The 13,627-nt window shown below is 37.3% G+C and carries 15 protein-coding genes; all 15 read right to left on the bottom strand.

The annotated features are described in order from the left end of the window. Nucleotides 1–56 precede the first annotated feature (56 nt). Genes NIZ91_15520 through NIZ91_15590 form a run of 15 tightly spaced genes read right to left on the bottom strand, consistent with a single transcriptional unit; the run spans nucleotide 57 to nucleotide 13,567 of the window. A complete protein-coding gene (locus tag NIZ91_15520) occupies nucleotides 57–596 on the bottom strand; it encodes a hypothetical protein (GenBank protein USY54145.1) in 540 nt (179 codons plus the stop codon). 17 nt (nucleotides 597–613) lie between these two features. After that, a complete protein-coding gene (locus tag NIZ91_15525; GenBank protein USY54146.1) occupies nucleotides 614–1,378 on the bottom strand; it encodes a FliA/WhiG family RNA polymerase sigma factor in 765 nt (254 codons plus the stop codon). Nucleotides 1,379–1,433: 55 nt separating this feature from the next. Beyond that, entirely contained in the window at nucleotides 1,434–1,922 is a 489-nt protein-coding gene (locus NIZ91_15530) for a chemotaxis protein CheD (GenBank protein USY54147.1), read from the bottom strand. Next, nucleotides 1,915–2,574, bottom strand: a complete 660-nt coding sequence (locus tag NIZ91_15535; protein ID USY54148.1) for a chemotaxis protein CheC — start codon at nucleotides 2,572–2,574, stop codon at nucleotides 1,915–1,917. The genes NIZ91_15530 and NIZ91_15535 overlap by 8 nt, the downstream gene beginning before the upstream one ends. Next, on the bottom strand, nucleotides 2,561–2,992 hold the full coding sequence (locus NIZ91_15540; protein USY54149.1) for a chemotaxis protein CheW: 432 nt from the start codon (nucleotides 2,990–2,992) through the stop codon (nucleotides 2,561–2,563). Before NIZ91_15540 ends, NIZ91_15535 begins: the two co-directional genes overlap by 14 nt. A 47-nt stretch (nucleotides 2,993–3,039) precedes the next feature. After that, entirely contained in the window at nucleotides 3,040–5,040 is a 2,001-nt protein-coding gene (locus NIZ91_15545) for a chemotaxis protein CheA (GenBank protein ID USY54150.1), read from the bottom strand. Nucleotides 5,041–5,052: 12 nt separating this feature from the next. Continuing rightward, the gene (locus tag NIZ91_15550; GenBank protein ID USY57191.1) at nucleotides 5,053–6,063 is read right to left on the bottom strand and encodes a chemotaxis response regulator protein-glutamate methylesterase; all 1,011 of its coding nucleotides are present in this window, start codon (nucleotides 6,061–6,063) and stop codon (nucleotides 5,053–5,055) included. A 51-nt stretch (nucleotides 6,064–6,114) separates the two neighbouring features. Next, a complete protein-coding gene (locus NIZ91_15555; GenBank protein ID USY54151.1) occupies nucleotides 6,115–6,984 on the bottom strand; it encodes a MinD/ParA family protein in 870 nt (289 codons plus the stop codon). Further along, nucleotides 6,977–8,056, bottom strand: a complete 1,080-nt coding sequence (gene flhF, locus NIZ91_15560; protein ID USY54152.1) for a flagellar biosynthesis protein FlhF — start codon at nucleotides 8,054–8,056, stop codon at nucleotides 6,977–6,979. Before flhF ends, NIZ91_15555 begins: the two co-directional genes overlap by 8 nt. Then, nucleotides 8,053–10,092: a flagellar biosynthesis protein FlhA gene (gene flhA / locus NIZ91_15565; protein USY54153.1), complete on the bottom strand. Its 2,040-nt coding sequence runs from the start codon at nucleotides 10,090–10,092 to the stop codon at nucleotides 8,053–8,055. The genes flhF and flhA overlap by 4 nt, the downstream gene beginning before the upstream one ends. 38 nt (nucleotides 10,093–10,130) lie before the next feature. Beyond that, nucleotides 10,131–11,213: a flagellar biosynthesis protein FlhB gene (flhB, locus tag NIZ91_15570; protein USY54154.1), complete on the bottom strand. Its 1,083-nt coding sequence runs from the start codon at nucleotides 11,211–11,213 to the stop codon at nucleotides 10,131–10,133. A gap of 2 nt (nucleotides 11,214–11,215) precedes the next feature. Further along, nucleotides 11,216–11,992: a flagellar type III secretion system protein FliR gene (fliR, locus tag NIZ91_15575; GenBank protein ID USY54155.1), complete on the bottom strand. Its 777-nt coding sequence runs from the start codon at nucleotides 11,990–11,992 to the stop codon at nucleotides 11,216–11,218. A 2-nt stretch (nucleotides 11,993–11,994) separates the two neighbouring features. Continuing rightward, complete coding sequence (fliQ, locus tag NIZ91_15580) at nucleotides 11,995–12,264, bottom strand: flagellar biosynthesis protein FliQ (GenBank protein ID USY54156.1); 270 nt, start codon at nucleotides 12,262–12,264, stop codon at nucleotides 11,995–11,997. A 9-nt stretch (nucleotides 12,265–12,273) separates the two neighbouring features. Next, a complete protein-coding gene (fliP, locus tag NIZ91_15585) occupies nucleotides 12,274–12,942 on the bottom strand; it encodes a flagellar type III secretion system pore protein FliP (protein ID USY54157.1) in 669 nt (222 codons plus the stop codon). Next, a complete protein-coding gene (locus NIZ91_15590) occupies nucleotides 12,935–13,567 on the bottom strand; it encodes a flagellar biosynthetic protein FliO (protein USY54158.1) in 633 nt (210 codons plus the stop codon). Before NIZ91_15590 ends, fliP begins: the two co-directional genes overlap by 8 nt. Between the last annotated feature and the right edge of the window lie 60 nt (nucleotides 13,568–13,627).

Here is a 13,627-nt window from a genome sequence, read left to right on the forward strand (position 1 = left end):
AACACCAAAAACAAATATAGCACACTCACTTTTCACAAGCAAGCCTAAAATGCAGTTTATTGTTGAAATTTCAACAATAACTCAATTTCAGTTTTCCCTCTATATAGATTTTTCGCAATTTCTTCAATTGTTAAACCTTTTTTTTGTAGAGAAAACGCAATTTTTTGCACTTCATTTCTTGATAATTTACTAGCTTCTTCTTTTGTCAGCACGTGTTCACTTCTTTCAATCCTGTCTGTCATCTCTTGTTGAAGGAGCGCTGCAAAAGTCAATTCTGGTTCGCTTTTTAAATCTATTTTTGGATACGAGATATCTAACTTTTCTTCCTTTAACTCCTCAAAATCCGGTTTTATTATCGACACATCTGGCTGTTCAACTTCTATTCGCTTCATTTTTTGCTGAATCTTTAATAGAAACGCATCGTTTTGAGCATCCACTTCAGCTAAATAAGTTGCCATTGTGCTATCCATTTCTTCTATTATTTTACGCTGTTTTTTTTCTAAAACCTTTATCGAATATAGTTGCTGACGAAGATGCCAAAAAGCCAGAAACGTTACAGCGTGTAAAATAAAGCTAATCATTAACAAGGTATACATTGTAAAATCCCTCTAACCTACATCATTTTATTTAACGTATTTCTTAGTTTAAAAAGAGCTTTTGAGTGTATTTGTGAAATACGTGATGTGGATAAACCCAAAATGTGTCCAATCTCAGTAAAAGTCAATTCTTCTTTATAAAACAATGAAATAACAAGCTGTTCTTTCTCGTTAAGCTGTTCAATTATCTGTACCAATTCCGCAAAGTATTCTTCTTTTAAAAGATGGTCTTCAGGAGTAATCATTCGTTCATCACGAATTGCATACGATTGATGATCACCTTCATCATGCTCTTTTATTGGTTCCTCAATTGATAACACATTAGCAAAAAAACCTTCATTCATTACATGAACGACTTCTTCTTCTGTCATCTTTATTTCACTAGCAATTTCTTGAACAGTAACATTTCGCAAATATCGTTGTTCCAGTTTTTCTATCGTATGCTCCACCCTTTTAGCTTTTTCACGCGCGCTTCTAGATAGCCAATCCTCTTTTCGTAATCCATCTAAAATAGCACCTCTGATTCGGAATGATGCATACGTATCAAATTTCAAATCACGTTCATGGTCAAATTTTTCAAGTGCATCATACAAACCTATTAAGCCAAGGCTTTTCAACTCTTCTTTATGTACATTTCGAGGTAAACCCACTCCAATTCGTTGCACATGGTAATTAACAAGGGGCATATATTGCTTCACTAGCAAATTACCAGCCTCTTCATCTCTTTGTTTCGACCATTTTTCCCACCGTTTCTTTTCATCCATTACATTTACACTTGTCATGACGGCTTCTCCCCCTTCTTTCGTACAATAAATAGCTATCCTTTTAGCTTACCGGCTAGATTTCAACCACACCTTTATTTACCGTTCGAACCATTAACTGTGAAGTTGTGGGGTTGAATTCAATTGTTCTGCCGTTTGTTCCTCCCACATCTTTTGATATTAACGTAATATGATGTTCCTTTAACTCTTGCTCCACGGCTATAATATTCCGAGCACCAATCTTCATAAAGTCATTACTTGAAGTGAATTGAAACATCTGCGCACCACCTGCTATTTTGGCACATAAGCGTCTTTTATTGGCACCTAGATGTACGAGCATTTCAATTAAATCAATAATAGCTGTATCTGCATACTTAGCACGGTTAAATGAGCCTTTCACATGCCGAGAATTCGGCAGCATAATATGAGCCAGACCGGCCACCTTTAAGATGTCATCATACAATACAACCCCTACGCACGAGCCTAAGCCTGCTGTTCGAATTAAATCCGGTTCTTGCACAACATTCATATCTGAAATGCCAACTTTTACAATATGCTTACTCATGCAATGGTACCCCTAATGCTTGAAACAACGGTTGAATGGAACGGTTGTCCGGAATAAGAAGAAAACTCCCTTTCATAACGGAAGAGTGCGCTTGTTCTTGTAACGTTGTTTCAATTATTAAAACCGATTCCATCTGATATCCTTTTTCCAGTAACCCACTTGTCACCGTAGCACCAAGCATATCTATACAAACAGCTGGTAACGAAGGGTAAAGGTGAAGAGTTGTTAAGTCTGCAAGCGCAGTTAAATAGGCGCCACATAGAATATTTCCTATTTCACATAGCGCAGACCTCACTAATGCTGATTGAAGGAAATTTAAGCTTTCAATTTCTATGGAGGATTCATCTAATAAACAGCCTAGTAACGTCTTAGTATCATCTACTGATAATAGAAAGAATAGGCTTCCTTGGATATCTCCTTTAATCTGTAATAAAAATTGTACTACTACTCGCTCAGGTCCTCCAATTTCTTCAACCGCTTCATTTATGCCCGCAATCTTTACGCTTGGAAGTCGCATCTCAATTCTTTTTCTCACCAAATGAGAAAGAGCAGTCGCTGAATTAGCTGCTCCAATATTAGCTATTTCTTTTAAAACATCTAAATGAATTGCGCCAAACTTCAGATTATCTAAGCTGGTTTTATTCTTGGTCATCCAATCCTAAAACCTTTCCTAAATTCACTAATACTATTAAACGTTCCTCTACTTTTACAACACCGCTTATATAATCCGCTTCAACACCTTCAATAACTTCCGGTGTCGGTTCAATATGGTCACTGTAAATATCCAACACATCATTTGCTGCGTCGACAATTAAGCCAACTTCAATATCATTTATCATTACGATAATAATTCTTGTATGATCTGTATAAGTTTGCTCTTGCAAGCCGAACCTCTTTCTCAAATCTAGAATTGGTATTACTACTCCACGTAAGTTTATAACGCCACGCACATACTTTTCAGTTCGAGGCACTCGCGTGATATGTTGCATTTTCTCAATTGATTTAACCTGATCTACTACAATTCCATACTCTTCATTCCCCAGCTGAAATACAATGAATTTCGTTTCCATTCCGCTCTCCTCCACTACGACTTAAAACGTTATTTTGCCAAACATTATTATTTAATTAAAGCATTACAATCAATAATTAATGCTACTTGCCCATCGCCTAAAATCGTTGCTCCTGAAATGGCAAACGGAGAAGTTAAATAGTTGCCTAATGATTTTAAAACGATTTCTTGCTGACCTATAAATGAGTCCACAATTAAACCTGCTGTTTTATCACCTTTTCGTACAATTACAACAGGGTAAACGTCTTTCTGTTCAAAAGCTTCCGGTACGTTAAACAGCTTTTTGAGATTTAATAGTGGTATGATTTTCCCTCGGAAATCAATAACTTCTTGTCCGTGGGCTTTCATAACATCCTTTTTATTCACAAGTGCTGTCTCAATGATAGATGATAGTGGAAGTGCATAGCGTTCATCTTGCATATTAACAAGCAGTGCTGAAATAATTGATAATGTTAAAGGTAGTTGAATAGAAAAAGTAGATCCATAGCCTGGAATCGAATCAATTGTCACTGTTCCACCTAAGGATTCAATTGTATTTTTAACAACATCAAGCCCTACACCTCGCCCTGAAACATCAGAAATTTGTTCAGCTGTGGAAAAACCAGATGCAAACATAAGATCATACACTTGTTGATCCGTTAAACCTTGAGCATCCCTTTCTGAAACAATTCCTTTTTTCAAAGCTTTTTCTAAAATTTTATCGCGGTCAATCCCTGCACCATCATCCTCAAGGTCAATGAACACATGATTACCGCTATGATATGCTTTCAGTCGAACTGTACCTTCCCTCTTTTTTCCGTTCTGTTCGCGTACGTCCGGCATTTCAATTCCATGATCTAGCGCATTACGAAGCAAGTGGACAAGTGGGTCACCAATTTCATCAATAACTGTACGATCAAGCTCTGTTTCAGCCCCAATAATTTTTAGATGAATTTCTTTCCCTAAATCTTTTGCTAGTTGACGAACCATACGCGGAAAGCGATTAAAAACAGTTTCAACTGGAACCATACGCATGTTTAAAATAATAGACTGTAAATCTCCAGAAATACGTGACATCCGCTCAACAGTTTCTTCTAGTTCTTGATTATTTAAATCTTTTGAAATCTGTTCAAGACGCCCTCTATCAATGACTAGCTCTTCAAATAAATTCATTAAGCTATCCAGTCGGTCGATGTTGACTCGTATTGTTTTATTAATAGACACAGCTTTCGCTGGTGCTGTTTCTTTACCAGTATGGTCATCGACACGTTCTACATTAGCCTCTTGAGCGCGTGAGGCTTGGTTTTCACTACCAGTTGCTATATCTTCTTTTGGATCCACAGTATTAATCTGCACAAGCTCTACTTCAGAGATTTGCATCAACTGCTCTTTTAACGAGCTTGCCTCTTGTTTTGATACCAATACAACCGTAAATTGTTGATCAAACTGTTCTTGTTCGATATCTTGAACGATTGGGTTTGACTTCACGACTTCACCAGCTTGCTCAACTACGTCAAATACCATATATGCTCTCGCTGCTTTTAATAAGCAACGCTCATCTAATATAACGGTTATCTCATATACAAAAAATTCTTGATCTAACGCTTGTTTTAAAAGGCCTATTTCGCATTCATCATATACAATGCTAGGCGGTACCACTTTACTTTCTACCGCTACCGCCACTTCTAGTTCTCCGCTTTCTAAAGCTTGGAGTTTCGTTACAATCTCTTGCACATCATATCCTCCATCACCACCTGTGGCGATTGACTCTACCATAACTTCTAAAGCATCTACTGATTCAAACACCAAGTCCACAACGCTTGTATTTACGCTTAGCTGTTGGTTACGAATTGCATCTAGTACATTCTCCATTTTATGAGTAAGATTCGCCAAATCCTCAAATCCCATTGTTGCTGACATGCCTTTTAACGTATGAGCTGAACGGAAAATTTCATTTACAAAACTAAGATTATTAACATCCTTTTCAAATTCTAATAGCTGTTGATTAATATTTTGTAAGTGTTCCTTACTTTCTTCAATAAACACTTCTAAATACTGACTCATATCCATTGAATGCTCCCCCTATTTCTGCACGTGATGTAAAATACGATTTGCTACATCATGTAATGGCTGTATTTCATCTACTAACCTTGTGGCAATGATAGACTTTGGCATCCCATAAATAATAGCTGTTTCTTCCGACTCAGCAATCGCTATGGTTTGACCTTTGCTTTTCATATAAATAACGCCTTCCGTTCCATCCGCTCCCATCCCGGTTAATACAACCGCAACTTTTTCATAGTTAGAACAATCTGCAAGCGACTGAAACAAAGTATCAACTGATGGTCGGTGTCCTTTTACTGGTAACGATTGATCTAAAACCGCTATTAATCCTTCTTTAGATTCTTTTACGGTTAGGTGATAACCTCCGGGTGCAATATATGCACACCCTGGCTCTAACTTTTCACCATCTTTTGCTTCTTTCACCGAAATAGTAGCTAACCTATCTAATCTAGCTGCTAGTGAACTCGTAAAACCTGCTGGCATATGTTGAACAATTAAAATAGGGACTGAAATCGTTGCAGGAAGCATCGTTAGAACTTCTTGTAATGCTCTTGGCCCTCCGGTTGATGTACCGATGCAAACCACTTTCTTTAACGACTGGTGCTCTCCCTTCGCTATTGGTAATTTTATAGACTTGTTTTTATTTGACTCTTTTAAATTGAAAGGAAGGTTTGCTTTGCTCGCAATATAGAGTTTTGCTAATAGTTCATCTTTTACTTTATCGATATCTAATGAAATAGCACCTGAAGGTTTGGCAACAAAATCAACTGCTCCATACTCCATCGCTAAAAAGGTATTATTTGCTCCTTCAAACGTTGTACTGGACAACATTACAACAGGAGTTGGCTTGATTTTCATTAATTCTCTTAACATCTCTAATCCGTTCATCACAGGCATCTCTACGTCAAGCGTCATAACGTGTGGATTTAATAACACTGCTTTCTTTAATGCTTCCTCGCCGTTTCGGGCTGTCCCCACTACGGTAAACCTACCGTCTTCCTCTAGTAAATTAGTAATAACCTTTCTCATAAAAGCTGAATCGTCAACGATTAATACTTTAATTTTATTCAACTAGCAACCCTACCTTTCGAGAAATAACTTCTTGAGCCTGGCTACAAATCCAATGCCGTAATTTCTGGTACTAGACGATGTTGCATATTGATTTGCAATATCTTTAATTCCTTGGCTCGCATTGCCTTTAGGATAATGCAAAACGAATGGCACTTGACTGTTTACCGAATTAGAAACACAGCGATCTTCTGCTATTATTCCTAACAATTCAATTGAGCATTTTAAAAACTGTTTAGCCGCTTGATTAAAACGTTCATACGTACTTACACCTTCTTTGATAGAGAGTGATTTATTTACTACCATCTTAAAAGAGGAATTTACACCATATAGATGTAAGAACTTTAGCGCAGCATAGCCATCGGTAATGGATGTTGGTTCAGGTGTCGTAATGAGCACCATGTCATCCATTGTCTTTAAAAAGGTAATGACCCCTTCTGTCATTCCTGCTCCCATATCGAAAATTAAGTAATCATAGTCTTGAGCAACAGAATTAAATTGATTAATTAAATATTGTAAGTCCTGTCGCTTCCACTCAAATAAAGAAGTAATTCCAGATCCGCCAGCAATGTAGGCTAGGCCTTGTGTTCCCTGTTTGATAACACGCTGAATGGGCCATTTATTCTCTAACATATCCACGATGGTGTAACTCGAAGCAATTCCCATCAATACGTCGATATTGCCCATTCCAATATCCATATCAAACAGCAGTACCCGGTGCCCTTTCTCCTGTAAAGCCAATGCAAAGTTTAGGGAAAAATTAGACTTTCCAACGCCTCCTTTTCCACTAATAACCGCTAACGTCTTAGCCTCCGTCCTTTCATTAGAGACATGTTTGACAGCTGCCACTCTTTTTCTTAAAGCCGCCGCTTGATCATTCATATTTCCAATCTCCAAACAGATAATCCACTATTTTTTTAGTAGTATATTTCTCTAAATCGTCAGGAACATCTTGTCCAATTGTTATAAAAGCAGCTGGTAGCTGACACTCCGTTAGCAAATTAATAATTGGACCAAATGTTGTGGTCTCATCTAGCTTTGTCAAAATAATTGAATCGATTGGTATATTACTAAACTGCTTGTAAACCTCACGTAAATCAGCCATTTTTGCCGTCGCTGTTAGTACTAAAAAGGTCTCCATGTATTCATTAAATGACAGCATATTGTGGAGATCATGAATGTACTGGCTGTCTAAAAAGTTTCGACCTGCTGTATCAATGAACACAATATCGTATTCATTAAATCTCTGAAGAGCTTGTTGAAAATCTTCACTGTTATAGCAAACTTCAACTGGGACATTCAGAATAGATGCATATGTTTTTAATTGATCGATGGCTGAAATACGATATGTATCAGTTGTAATGAATGCAACTCTTTGATTTTGTTCTAAAATACATGACGCAGCTAATTTTGCTAGCGTTGTTGTCTTACCAACACCGGTAGGACCAACAACGTTGATATATTTTTTTTGAAACACTTTTGAACATTCTGAATGGGATAGGTACTCTTCAAACCAGTTTTTCAGCCACTCAACCAGCTGCTTATCGCCTAGCGAAGGTGTTGTATAATATAACTCCATGACTTTATCTCTTACTTCTTTTAATAAACGCTCTTCAATCTCTTGATGCTGCAAAAATGAAATAGCTTTTTGAACAAGCAACGGATATTCAACACTAGTATTTCTTGATGGTTGCATCGTTGTAATCAGCTGTTTTAATTCATTAACCTGCTTCATTAACTCTTCATTTGTATGATTTTTAACATATTTTTTAGGCTTTTTGACTTGGTCATCTACCCCTGCAATAACTTCTAACTTTTTTTTAGTAAACGCACCCAGAAACCCACCAACTTTAACAGAACGAGACTTTAAAATTACGGCTTCTGGACCAAGCTCTGCTCGAATAACTTTCATTGCTTCTGGCATTGAAGATGCCACATACTTTTTTACCTTCATGATAAATCAACCACTCCAACGCTCTGAACTTCAATACTGGCTTCTAGTTCGTTATATGATAAAATCGCAACTTGCGGTATATACCGTTCTGTTAACTGGCGGACATACATCCGTACGGCTGGTGAGCAAAGAACAATCGGTGTTTGATCTTGAAACCCTGCTCCATCAACTTGAGCAACGATATGCTCCACAATATTTTGGGAAACGTATGGATCCAATGATAAATAATTTCCATGTTCTGTTTGCTGAACTCCTTCAGCTAGTACTTTTTCAACTTTTCCCGATAGCGTAATGACGCGAAGCAGCTGCTCTCCAGCAGCATACTGGGTCGTGATTTGCCTACATAATCCTTGACGAACATATTCTGTTAATAAGTCCGTGTCAGATGTCATCTTTCCATAATCAGCTAGTACTTCAAAGATAACTGGCAAATTTCGAATCGATACCTGCTCTTTTAATAATTTGGCCAATACTCGTTGAATTTCTCCTACTGAGAGTGGAGATGGGGTAACCTCTTCAATTAAAATTGGATACGACTCTTTTACATGATCAATTAATTGTTTTGTTTCTTGACGACCTATTAACTCGTGAGCATACGCTTTAATTACTTCTGTAATATGTGTTGATACCACTGAAGGCGGATCTACTACCGTATACCCAAACATCTCTGCTTGCTCTTTCGTTGCTTCATTAATCCACTTGGCTGGCATTTGAAAGGCGGGCTCAATTGTATCAATGCCTTCTATCATATCGTCACCCATTCCAGGACTAATTGCTAGGTAATGATCGAGCAACAAATCGCCTCTTGCCATTTCATTCCCTTTAATTTTTAGACGATATTCGTTTGGCTGTAATTGAATATTATCGCGAATCCTTACAACAGGAATTACTAAGCCAAGCTCTAAAGCGAGCTGGCGGCGAATCATAACGATACGGTCTAACAAGTCCCCTCCTTGATTTGTATCTGCTAAAGGGATAAGACCATAACCAAATTCAAATTCAATAGGATCTACGCTCAGTAAATTCACAACACTCTCAGGACTTTTCATATCATCAGCTGGCATTTCTTCTTCTGATACGGCTTCTTCGTTTAAAAGAAGTTTTGTTTTTTTAGGGGATAAGTAATAACCTCCTGCTGCTAGTAAAAGTGCTAATGGTAGTGTTAATAAATCATTGATTGGCGTAATGAGACCAAGAACAGCAATTGTTGCTCCAGTAACATATAACATTGCAGGAAACGCAAATAGCTGTCCGGTGATATCTTGACTTAAATTCCCCGTAGAAGCAGCTCTTGTGACAATAATACCTGTAGCAGTCGAAATCATTAATGCTGGAATCTGACTGACTAACCCATCGCCAACTGTTAATAAAGTGAACGTCTGGGATGCCTCTCCAATGCTCATACCCATCTGCATCATTCCAATAATGATTCCAAATAAGATATTAATGAGTGTAATAACAATACCAGCAATTGCATCTCCCTTTACAAACTTGCTGGCTCCATCCATTGATCCGTAAAAATCGGCTTCACGCTGAATTTTTTCACGCCTTTGAATGGCTTCTTTTTCGGAAATCATTCCCGCATTTAAATCAGCATCAATGCTCATTTGTTTCCCAGGCATTGCATCAAGAGTAAAGCGTGCAGCTACCTCTGAGACACGCTCAGCTCCTTTTGTGATAACTAAGAACTGAATGATAATTAAAATAACAAAAACAACGAACCCTACAAGTGGATTCCCACCAATAACAAAGTTACCGAATGTTTCTACCACACCACCTGCATTACCTTCACCTAAAATAGCTCTTGTGGTCGATACATTTAACCCGAGACGGAAAAGTGTCAGTACAAGCAGTAACGATGGAAACACAGATAGCTCAAGCGGCTCTTTCATGTTCATTGATACAAGCAAAACAAGCAGTGCAAGAGATATATTTACCATAATTAACACACTGAGCAACCAAGATGGGAGCGGAATAACAAGCATAACAATAATGAGTACAACACCTATAACAACTGGTAACTCTCTTGCAGACATGAATCATTTCTCTCCTTATTTCTTATAATCTTCAATACTTATACCTTTTTTTGAATGCGATACACATAAGCTAAAATCTCAGCTACTGCCTTAAAAAACTCTTCAGGCACAACATCGCCAACTTTTGTTTGCTCATATAAGCCTCTTGCTAAAGGCCGGTTTTCTACCATAATAATTTCATGGCTTTTTGCAACAGCTTTTATTTTTTGAGCTACGAAATCTACTCCGCTTGCTACTACATACGGAGCATCCATTTTATCTTCATCATACTTTAAAGCAATTGCATAATGAGTTGGATTCGTAATGACAACATCAGCTTTTGGCACTTCTTGCATCATTCTAGACATTGCCATTTCGCGCTGTTTCTGCTTAATTTTAGATTTTATGAGCGGATCGCCTTCCACGTTTTTATTTTCATCTTTAATATCTTGCTTTGACATACGAATATTTTTTTCAAAATCAAATTTTTGGTACATGTAGTCAAGAACAGACAATAAAAGTAAAACACAAGAGGCTGCAAGTCCCATTTGCAAAACTAATTTCGCTAGTGATACTAAGCTGTCTCCAATGCTGCGATGAGATAAAATGAGAACCTGATCAATATTAAGCCACAACACTGCAAACGTAACAGCACCGATTAAGAGAATCTTTAGCGTAGACTTCAATAGTTCAACAATTGCTCTCATCGAAAAAATTCTTTTTGCTCCTTTAATTGGATCAATCTTTTCCAGTTTTGGCTGCAGAGGTTCAGCTGAAAAGAGAACGCCAACCTGCATGTAATTAGCTGCAAGCGCACCTACCAAGGCAACGAGCATAATAGGTCCGAGTGCATACACAATTTCAGGGAGTAAGTCTCGTAGCAAAATAAATACACTTTCTTCCGTAACTTCCGTTAGCATATATGTCTGAAAAGACTCCTTTATAATAAGCATCATCTTTTCAAGCACATACCGAGCCCCGAACATAAAATAGAGAAAAACAAGGAGTAGCATAATAGCTGTCGTGACGTCTTGACTTTTTGCTACTTGTCCTTTTTTTCTAGAATCTTGCCTTTTTTTAGGCGTTGCCTTTTCCGTTTTTTCTCCCGCAAAAAACTGCAAATCTAACCGAACGAGAAACATCTTTATACTCCTCCTAGTAAATGAATCATCGTTCGCATCGACTCTAGCATGTATTCAAAGATTAGCTGCATCATATAAAACATACTTCCCATAACAACGATTAGAAAAAGAAATGCTACGATGATTTTAAGCGGAAATCCTACTACAAAAATATTAAGCTGAGGTACCGTTCTTGCGACAATTCCAAGTGCTATATCGACAAGAAACAACGCACCTACAACCGGAAGCGACATTTGAACGGCTAATAAGAACATCATGCTAAACGTTTTTATAATTGTCGTTACAAACAGTTCACTTCCAACTGAAAATGAAAGTTCGTTAATCTTTAATACTTCATAACTATGATAGACTCCATCTATTAACAAATGATGACCATTAGTCGATAATAAAAAGAGCAGTGCAAAAATATAGAGGTACTGACCGGTAATAGGACTTTGAGCACCCGTTTGGGGATCCATCACGTTAGCAATAGCAAAGCCCATTTGAAAATCAATTAACCCACCTGCAATCTGAATAGCCATAATCACGATATATGCAATTAACCCCATCGAAATCCCCACGAGACATTCCTTAATGATAAGAAGCAAAAAGTGACTATCAAGTGGAATAATTGGGAAATCTAATGTTGTGATTACCACAAGTGATAAAGCTGTTGCTAGCCCTACTTTGTGAAAAGCCGGAACTGTACGATATGAAAAGAGCGGTACCGTAATAAAGAAAGCGGACAATCGTACTAAAACTAAAAGAAATGTTGGATAAATACTGATGAGTTGTGTCATTTTTATCCAATATACCTATGTAGGTTTGAAAAAATATTATACGTAAATGACACCATCTTAGATAACATCCATGGACCAAAAAATACAATTCCTACAAGGACCGCTACAATTTTTGGCACAAAGGCCAAGGTTTGTTCTTGAATCTGAGTTGTTGCTTGAAAGATACTGACAAGCAAGCCGACAACGAGTGCTAATAGCAAAAGTGGACCACACACAATTAAGATTGTATATACGCCTTTTTCTGCTAACGAAATAACAAATTCTCCATTCATATTTTTCACCTATTGAAAACTTATTAATAATGATTTAATGACTAAATTCCAACCGTCTACTAAAACAAAAAGCAAAATTTTAAACGGCAAAGAAATCATAACAGGCGGTAACATCATCATTCCCATCGACATTAATACGCTGGAAATAATCATATCGATGACAAGAAACGGAACAAAGATCATAAAACCAATTTGAAATGCTGTTTTTAATTCACTAATTGCAAATGCAGGAACCAATGCTGTTAATGGAATGTCTTCTACTGAGCTTGGTCTATCCATGTCTGCATATTCCAAAAATAATGCTAAGTCTTTTTGGCGCGTATGAGCACTCATAAACTCTTTCATAGGAAGTGCGGCTTGATCATACGCCTCTGTTAGATTAATTTCTTCATTCAATAACGGCTGTAAAGCTTCTTTATTCACTTGTGAAAATGTTGGTGCCATAACGAAGAACGTTATAAATAAAGCGAGCCCTAACAACACTTGATTGGGAGGCATTTGCTGAGTACCTAGTGACGTTCGAACAAACGAAAGGACAATGACAATTCGAGTAAAGCATGTCATTAAAATTAAAATACCCGGAGCAATTGACAGAACCGTTAGAAGCAGCAATAGCTGGATTGACGTTGATACGCTTTCAGCATTACTAGCATTAAAAATCTCCATTACTTCATTCATTTTGCTTACGGTTCCTTTCTAATTCTTCCAACTTGGCTTTCCGCTTTTTCATTATTTGACTTAACGATTGTGTAAAAGATTTTATATTTTTAACTGCAATTGTTTCCTTTTCTTTTCGCTCAAATAGTGATGGAAGAATCACTTTATATTCACCATCACTGTGTTGATTTTGGTATTTCTTTAACAACTGCTCTTTATCTTCTCCAACCACTTCTGAAAGCAGCTCAATATTGTCTCCTACACCTACAACGAACAGCTGCTCACCTACCTTGACAACTTGAACAGATTTGCTATTCCCAAGGTTTGTTCCACCCAAATTTTCCACTAACTGATTTTGCTTTAACATATTTCCTTTGGACTTAACAACCCTTAATACAATTAGTAATAAACCAATCACAAATGCAAAAGCAAATAACATTTTTACTACTTCACCAGCTGAAATAGTCGCACCTTGATTGGAATTGCTGTCACCAACTGTATTAGCATCCAACTCTTTTTCACAAGCACTTGGATTTTCTATACATTCTTTCACTGAATCTGATGTTTCTGCCGCTTGCACACTTACACTATCTTGAAACAATAGACTTCCAGCGATTCCTAAAATAAATACGATATATCGCAGCAACGTTTGCCACCTCTTACCTTTTCATAGTACAAAGTGGAGCAGAGCAGCTGCTCCACTGTT

Origin of the sequence: Bacillus sp. 1780r2a1 (assembly GCA_024134725.1) — a bacterium.
GTDB lineage: Bacteria > Bacillota > Bacilli > Bacillales > Bacillaceae_H > Priestia > Priestia aryabhattai_A.

Excerpts from the sequence above, each read along its gene's own strand:
- NIZ91_15520 (USY54145.1), bottom strand. The coding sequence starts at position 596 with ATGTATACCTTGTTAATGATTAGCTTTATTTTACACGCTGTAACGTTT.
- NIZ91_15525 (USY54146.1), bottom strand. The coding sequence starts at position 1,378 with ATGACAAGTGTAAATGTAATGGATGAAAAGAAACGGTGGGAAAAATGG.
- NIZ91_15530 (USY54147.1), bottom strand. The coding sequence starts at position 1,922 with ATGAGTAAGCATATTGTAAAAGTTGGCATTTCAGATATGAATGTTGTG.
- NIZ91_15535 (USY54148.1), bottom strand. The coding sequence starts at position 2,574 with ATGACCAAGAATAAAACCAGCTTAGATAATCTGAAGTTTGGCGCAATT.
- NIZ91_15540 (USY54149.1), bottom strand. The coding sequence starts at position 2,992 with ATGGAAACGAAATTCATTGTATTTCAGCTGGGGAATGAAGAGTATGGA.
- NIZ91_15545 (USY54150.1), bottom strand. The coding sequence starts at position 5,040 with ATGGATATGAGTCAGTATTTAGAAGTGTTTATTGAAGAAAGTAAGGAA.
- NIZ91_15550 (USY57191.1), bottom strand. The coding sequence starts at position 6,063 with ATGAGAAAGGTTATTACTAATTTACTAGAGGAAGACGGTAGGTTTACC.
- NIZ91_15555 (USY54151.1), bottom strand. The coding sequence starts at position 6,984 with ATGAATGATCAAGCGGCGGCTTTAAGAAAAAGAGTGGCAGCTGTCAAA.
- flhF (USY54152.1), bottom strand. The coding sequence starts at position 8,056 with ATGAAGGTAAAAAAGTATGTGGCATCTTCAATGCCAGAAGCAATGAAA.
- flhA (USY54153.1), bottom strand. The coding sequence starts at position 10,092 with ATGTCTGCAAGAGAGTTACCAGTTGTTATAGGTGTTGTACTCATTATT.
- flhB (USY54154.1), bottom strand. The coding sequence starts at position 11,213 with ATGTTTCTCGTTCGGTTAGATTTGCAGTTTTTTGCGGGAGAAAAAACG.
- fliR (USY54155.1), bottom strand. The coding sequence starts at position 11,992 with ATGACACAACTCATCAGTATTTATCCAACATTTCTTTTAGTTTTAGTA.
- fliQ (USY54156.1), bottom strand. The coding sequence starts at position 12,264 with ATGAATGGAGAATTTGTTATTTCGTTAGCAGAAAAAGGCGTATATACA.
- fliP (USY54157.1), bottom strand. The coding sequence starts at position 12,942 with ATGAATGAAGTAATGGAGATTTTTAATGCTAGTAATGCTGAAAGCGTA.